This window comes from Candidatus Aegiribacteria sp., assembly GCA_021108005.1.
In the GTDB taxonomy this organism is placed as follows: domain Bacteria; phylum Fermentibacterota; class Fermentibacteria; order Fermentibacterales; family JCC-6; genus Aegiribacteria.
This window is the reverse complement of record JAIORS010000024.1, coordinates 1-6,924: the sequence shown is the minus strand read 5'-3', so window position 1 is coordinate 6,924 and position 6,924 is coordinate 1. Positions and strand designations below refer to the sequence as shown.

Annotated in this window: 7 protein-coding genes; all 7 read left to right on the top strand. The window is 46.0% G+C overall.

Annotation, left to right across the window (positions count from 1 at the left end; all coding sequences use genetic code 11):
- Positions 1 to 951: 951 nt before the first annotated feature.
- Positions 952 to 1,203 (top strand): RNA-binding protein, encoded by a 252-nt coding sequence (locus K8S15_01860; protein MCD4774778.1) that lies wholly within the window; start codon positions 952 to 954, stop codon positions 1,201 to 1,203.
- 182 nt (positions 1,204 to 1,385) lie between these two features.
- Positions 1,386 to 1,799, top strand: coding sequence for a hypothetical protein (locus tag K8S15_01855; GenBank protein ID MCD4774777.1), 414 nt, complete (start codon positions 1,386 to 1,388; stop codon positions 1,797 to 1,799).
- A gap of 172 nt (positions 1,800 to 1,971) precedes the next feature.
- Entirely contained in the window at positions 1,972 to 3,726 is a 1,755-nt protein-coding gene (locus K8S15_01850; protein ID MCD4774776.1) for a S8 family peptidase, read from the top strand.
- Between the two features lie 88 nt (positions 3,727 to 3,814).
- A complete protein-coding gene (locus tag K8S15_01845) occupies positions 3,815 to 5,215 on the top strand; it encodes an amidophosphoribosyltransferase (protein ID MCD4774775.1) in 1,401 nt (466 codons plus the stop codon).
- A gap of 6 nt (positions 5,216 to 5,221) precedes the next feature.
- Positions 5,222 to 5,365, top strand: a complete 144-nt coding sequence (locus K8S15_01840) for a hypothetical protein (GenBank protein MCD4774774.1) — start codon at positions 5,222 to 5,224, stop codon at positions 5,363 to 5,365.
- A gap of 16 nt (positions 5,366 to 5,381) precedes the next feature.
- Positions 5,382 to 5,795 carry a secondary thiamine-phosphate synthase enzyme YjbQ gene (locus K8S15_01835; GenBank protein ID MCD4774773.1) on the top strand — a complete coding sequence of 138 codons (414 nt, stop codon included), beginning with the start codon at positions 5,382 to 5,384 and terminating at the stop codon, positions 5,793 to 5,795.
- A gap of 25 nt (positions 5,796 to 5,820) precedes the next feature.
- Entirely contained in the window at positions 5,821 to 6,786 is a 966-nt protein-coding gene (locus tag K8S15_01830) for a hypothetical protein (protein MCD4774772.1), read from the top strand.
- The last annotated feature ends 138 nt before the right edge of the window (positions 6,787 to 6,924 follow it).

Genomic DNA, 6,924 nt, shown 5'->3' with positions numbered 1-6,924 from the left:
ATAATTGACCTCCATCAAAGTAAACAGATAATTAAATTATACTATTCAGAGAGGCCGTTTTGTTGTCAAGGATGGGTTGTTGAGACTTGCTTGCGTAAGGTTGAATAGCAGAAAGAGGTTCGGATATTTCCCGATTTTTTCTTAACGGAAATCGTGGACAGGCATCTCTCAGCGTTCTTCTTGCCGTGTCGATATCTGGTGACAATATAGCAGTTACGGAATCCTACTATCCTGTTACAAGGCGCCATACGTTGTTTTGTACAAGTATGTGAATACCAGGACAAATCAGTATTATCTGCATCAAAACATGATCGTATCTTCTCAGACTTATCGAAACCAGAGAAAAATTAGCGAGTTTGAATCAATGAAACCCATATACTGTCCCGCAATGATATGCCGGAAGCGGCGACCGACGGATACCATACCGGAGAACAGAATCACTACAAATAGTTCATCAATATCGGTCGCGGAAAATGCAACAGAACTATAAAATACATAACCAATTAAATTTGTGATATTCATTCAAACCATTGTAATACACTTATATGCGATATTAAGACAGGTTTTGTCAGCCGGATGCTTCAGGTTTTTCAATTAACATCTTACGGCAGTATTTAAAGTAATATAGAACAGAACTTATGGTAACAGGCTTCGTATTTATTGAAAGAAATATTCGAAATTTATTTGACAAGTTATGATATCCTTGACACAAAACTGCGTAACTCTATATTACTCCTGTGATTCAGTGTCTTTGAAAATTGGTCAGGTTCCACTCTGCTCATTTCTGAGATTAGTGTTCCCCCATTATCAGGACATTCTGATATCCATATAGCGGCCATTAGGGTTGCAGCAGCCGGTTGTAATACCGGTGAAATAGCTTCGGATTGTCCGAAGCACCGGGTTTGAAAGCCCGGATATGGAGGGTATGAGCCCTCGGAAATGGAGTTATTCTTGAATAACAAACTGTTTGTTGGCGGTCTTTCGTGGGGAACCACGGATAAGGAACTTATGGAAGCTTTCTCACCCTACGGCAGCGTTACGGAAGCAAAGGTAATCAAAGAACGCGATTCCGGAAGGTCTCGTGGTTTTGGTTTCGTTACATTCGATAGCGAAGATGAGGCAACTGCAGCTGCAGAAGCCTTGAATGATACCGAGCTTGACGGACGTAGCCTTAGAGTAGATTTCGCTCACGATAAGCGCTAAGAACAGATATTTCTGTTAAGTGAAGGGCAGCTGTTTGAGCTGCCCTTCCTTTGTATCCAAACAGGAATCTTCGAGAAGTGAAGCATGAACCGCTTCACAGTTGAGTGCGAAACAGGGGCTTTACATTCGCATATCGATACGGTTAGTGTTATGTACGCTTTTCATTAACATAGGAGAGTAAAATGAAAACATTTGCTGTCGTTCTAATGGTTTTTGTTTCTGGTTCTTTCGCGTTCGGGTTGCCCGATACTCCGGATGTACCTGATGCAGATATTCCCGATATAGAGATTCCGGGACTCGATATACTCGATGGCATCCAGGTTCAGCTTGATGAGCTTATTGCGTCAACCGATTCGCTTGTCTGGTTGATCCCCGAACTGTCAGCCCTTGATGATGTTTCCGCTAAACTGGAAGAACTGAGGGATACTGATCCCGATGTTATCGGCTTGCAGGAACAGATTGACTCACTGAGGGGGGAGCTTCTTGTCGCAAGAAGTGAAATTGAGGAGATAAGCGATGCTATTACTGGAGATGTTGAAGAAGTTCGCTCATCTCTCGATACGTTCATAGACGGGCTCCCAATCCCCACCGATTAATAGATACAACTTTCATCTGCAGGGGGAGGCTTCTGCCTCCCCTTTTCACCAGGTTTCATTCTTCAGCTTAATCCAGGTACATTTCAATACATAGACATCTCATCAGTAAATGATTATCTCTTTGATGTAGCTTATGTGATTCACAACGAAAACCGTTAAGGAGGAGGCTGAAATGGGACGATCTGTCAGCGTTTTCCTGTTTGCATTTCTGATTCTGACTACTTCTGCGGGAGATGCAGAGGAAAACTATCCGTGTGAGAACGATCTTATTGAAGTAATGTTCGTAGATGAGTCTATCGTAAGGCTCAGGTGCGGAAACCTTGTTGAATTTTCGGATACTGGAGCACTTGATGGTCTTGAAGAAGTGCTCGAACTTACCGAAAGTTACCAGTGGGAAAGGATATCAGCAGTTTCAGAGGAAGCGGCTGATGAGATGGAGTTAAATGGTGAACGGCTTTCCGGCAGAGATGTTTACAACCTCAACAATATTTACATAATCCGATTCCAGGGTGATATAGATGTATGGGAATTCGCAAAAATCCTGCAGGAGCTTCCCGGAATAATCAGCGCGATACCAGTTCCACTTCCACAGCCTCTGCCCCAGCCACCGGATTACCAGAGTTTCCAGGGATACCTGAAAGCTGTTTCATTCACTCCCACAGGAATCGACGCCATCTACGCCTGGACACAACCAGGGGGCGATGGAACCGGCGTAACGGTCTGTGACCTTGAATACAGCTGGAACTACAATCACAATGACTTAACGAAGGCTCCAGGTTCACAGATAAACTTTTTTGTGCAGGATCCTTTCAGCGACAATAATCATGGCACCGCTGTTCTGGGGGTGATGCACTCCGACAGAAACGGATGGGGAACCTCAGGAATCTGCTACGGAGCAAACCTGAAGACCTGTGGCACCTATTACGGTAATCCCACACCGCAATGGAATGTAGGCGGCGCGATAACAGTGGCTATATCGAATTTGTCCGCAGGCGATGTGATACTGCTGGAGCAGCAATGGCAATACGTTTCCGGATCAAATGATTACGTTCCGATTGAATGGTGGGGTTCTACTTCTCCCGGCGCTCAGGGTTACAATGCTGTATACGCCGCTATTCAGAACGCTGTAGCCAACGGTATACACGTTGTGGAAGCCGGTGGAAATGCGGTCAACGGCGGCGGCGTTAATATGGATCCCATGCCATGGTTTGGTAACAGCGGAGCGATAATCGTAGGCGCTGGAGGTGTATATCCCGGAGGAACCTGGCCAGGTGGTAATCTGCAAAGACTTTCTTACTCGAATTACGGATCAAGATTCACTTCCCATGGATGGGGAGAAGATGTTGTGACAACAGGATACGGTACTCTGTACAATACAGGAGGCGTTGATTACTACTACGCTTCGGCATTCTCCGGCACTTCAAGCGCTTCTCCAATAGTTGCAGGCGCGGCAGCCTGTTGCGTGGGTTACTGGGTGGCCAACGGCAATCCCGCGAGTACACTTACCCCGGCAATGCTTAGAACAGTGCTTTTGAATACCGGTACACTGCAGATATTTCCTCCTCCGGGGAATATCGGCACAAGGCCGAATCTTATGGGAGCTTTCGCGTACCTCCATTCTGTGGGCATAGGGACAACGGAGGAAGCTTCCGGTACAATTGCCATGAGTGTTTTTCCTAATCCGGCTATTGAATACCTGACCATCGAGATGTTCCGTACTTCGGAGATGACATCCATTCATGATCTTGTGATCTATGACATTTCCGGAAGACAGATAACAAGCTTCAGCAGTTCGGATATCGGCGAAAAGGTAGGATGGAACTGCAGAGATACAAGCGGCAACAGAGTACCCGGAGGCCTTTACACCGCAATATTGAATTACGATTCCGGTTCGGTTACGGTTCCATTTATTGTTTTGAACAGGTAATTGCAGCTTCACGAAAAAGTGTATTCTTGATGGGTAAAGGGCAACCAGTACAATCACCGGACATTTAAATAACGATTGAGGGGCTTTCATGGGCGGATTCTTCGGCGTAAACTCAAAGAATAGCTGTACTGCTGAACTGTTCTTCGGAACCGATTACCATTCTCATCTGGGCACAATGCGTGGTGGTTTGGCAGTGAAGGGTCCCAACGGAATTAACAGGGTAATCCATGATATCACAAATGCCCAGTTCAGATCGAAGTTCGATGATGATCTTGCTAACCTTGACGGATCGATGGGAATCGGGATTATAAGTGATTACGAAGACCAGCCTCTGATAATAGGATCGCACCTGGGTAAATATGCCATCGTTACCGTTGGAGCTATTCAGAATTTAACCGAGCTTGTGGAAGGGGTATTCGTCAGAAGATCCGGACATTTTTCCGAAATGACCGGCGGAGAAGTTAACCCTACTGAAGTTATTGCTATGCTGATCAACCAGGAGGATTCATTCGCGGCGGGACTTGAAAGGGTTCAGGAGTCCATTGACGGATCCTGTTCCGTTCTGCTTTTAACAGATGATGGGATTTACGCTTCAAGGGACAAATTGGGGAGAACACCTATATCAATCGGCAAAAAGAGTGATGGTATGGCCGTGACATTCGAGACCTCCGCGTTTCCAAACCTTGAGTACGAATTCGAAAAACAGCTCGGTCCGGCAGAGATCGTATTGGTAACGGAGGAGGGTTTTGAGGTAAAAAAGGAACCGGAGGAGAAGATGCGAATATGTTCATTCCTCTGGGTCTACTACGGGTTCCCTGCATCGAATTACGAAGGGATAAACGTTGAGGATGTAAGGAACCGCTGCGGTGAATGCCTTGCCAGACGGGATAATATCGAGGTTGATCTTGTTGCCGGTGTTCCCGATTCCGGAACTGGACACGCGCTCGGATACGCGAATTATTCAGGAATAGAATACCGAAGACCCTTTGTTAAGTACACTCCAACATGGCCCAGGAGCTTCATGCCTCAGAAACAGGAGTTGAGGGATCTTGTCGCCAGGATGAAACTTATCCCCATACGGGAATTCATTCAGAACAAGCGGCTTCTCTTCTGCGAGGATTCCATAGTAAGGGGTACGCAGCTTCAGGATACGGTGCAAAGGCTTTTCGATTCGGGAGCAGCTGAGATACACATGAGGCCTGCGTGTCCACCGCTGGTATTCGGATGCAAATACCTTAATTTTTCCAGATCACGTTCAATCATGGATCTTGCAGGCAGAAAAGCTATAAAAGAACTTGAAGGAACAGGGGAGGCGGTTCCCGAAGCCTATCTCGATCCTGATTCGTCGGAATATGCTGATATGGTAGAACGAATAAGACATAGACTGGGTCTTACATCTCTTTCTTACCAGAGGCTGGACGATCTGACAGAAGCCATAGGGCTAGCGGGGAATAAACTCTGTACATACTGTTTCAACGGTAATGAATAACTCGGTTTGAAAGGAATACGAAGCGCCGGTGCTGAACCCATTCTGCTTATCGCGGCCGGTGGTAGTGTTCTGGCGGGTGGATTTGGAATACTGTTCTTGTACATGGGACTGAAGCACGGTAATCAGGATACAGAAAGTATGGGTTTGTGAAAGAAAAGGAGGAAGGGTGGTTCACGGCAGGACTATAACGGTATCGACAGCAGGATTTTCCGATATAATCAACATATCTGGAGAGGTTCAATCTACAGTATCCGCTTCGGGAATAAATAATGGCCTTGTGGCTGTGACGGTAATAGGATCAACCGCGTCAGTGACAACAATAGAGTACGAACCAGCCCTGGTTCAGGATATGAAGGAAATGCTTGAAAATATGATATCGAAGAATGCCAGATCCCGCCATTCTGAAACCTGGGGCGACGACAATGGGTTTTCACATATGAGGGCTACATTAATGGGGCCGGGGATTACTCTTCCCGTTGTTGACGGAAAAGTATTGACCGGGACATGGCAGCAGATCGTAGTGATTGATCATGACAATCGACAAAGAAAACGCGACATCAGGATACAGGTTTCAGGTTGAAGGCGGACAGTAAGGGGAATATCCAATGAATAAAGCTATGCATGTTCTATTGACTGTTACCATTTGTACATCGGTACTTATTTCTGTATCCTGTATTTCCGATCCGGCTCCGGAAATTCCGGGTTTTCCCCGGGAAACCGATGCCACCATATCGTTTGAAAGCATTGGATCACCTTCTATGTGCAAATGCATGATAGACTACGATCTGGCTCTTGTTGCCGCTGGAAGCAATCTCGTTGTGGTTGATATAGTTAACGGTGTAAAAGAATCCGTTACAGATATCTGTCTGGAGATAGATGATATAGCTGACAGTGACGTAAACGGTTTCGGATATCTTCTGGTGGATTCTCTTCTTTATCCGGTGAACCTTTCTACAGCAGCCCTTGAGGACCCCATAGATATAGGTATTGGCTGCAGCTACGTTTCGGTGTCCTCGGAGTCTGATAACGCATGGGTAGCTATGAACAATGACAGTATTGGAATGATTGACCTGGTAACGCTTAAGGTAGCAGTTGTACAGGGAATATCAATAAGCAACTGCCAGGGCATCGCTTCAACTGACAACGGAGCTCTGTACATAGCTGACGGAAGTAACAGCGTTATTATCGGATACCAGACTGACACATGGGCTGAAATAGGCCGCGTTTCGGTTCCTGGTGAAGTGTACGATCTTTTTCCAGGAGTATCCGGCTATATATGCGCAATCGTCGATGGCAGCAATGAACTCTGGTATATTAGAACCGAAGACTGCAGCCTGTACAAGATGATAACTTTTCCCGTTATTCCAACAGTGGCCGCCTCGATGCCCGATTGCAGTTATGCATATGCCACCTGTCCGGGAATGGGTATGATCGTTGTCGCAGAAAGTGGCCAGGCGGAATTGAAAACAACTGAATTTGGTCAGCCATCAAGCATCGATGTGACCAGTGATGGAGAAAGAGCCGTTGTCTGTTCTCCCGACAACGAAGCTGTATACATACTTGTGAAGTAAGTCTTTCTCAATTTTTCAAACCCGTTGACCCGGATACATCAGGAGTACACAAAAAAAAACAGATGTTTACAAAGATACCTGTGTTATCACAGCTTCACGAACCTCACCGAAGCTGACCTCTCTTCAACAACCCCTCGA

What these genes read in the sequence shown, in the direction of transcription:
- K8S15_01855 (MCD4774777.1), top strand. Translation starts at nt 1,386, where the DNA reads ATGAAAACATTTGCTGTCGTTCTAATGGTTTTTGTTTCTGGTTCTTTC.
- K8S15_01850 (MCD4774776.1), top strand. Translation starts at nt 1,972, where the DNA reads ATGGGACGATCTGTCAGCGTTTTCCTGTTTGCATTTCTGATTCTGACT.
- K8S15_01845 (MCD4774775.1), top strand. Translation starts at nt 3,815, where the DNA reads ATGGGCGGATTCTTCGGCGTAAACTCAAAGAATAGCTGTACTGCTGAA.
- K8S15_01830 (MCD4774772.1), top strand. Translation starts at nt 5,821, where the DNA reads ATGAATAAAGCTATGCATGTTCTATTGACTGTTACCATTTGTACATCG.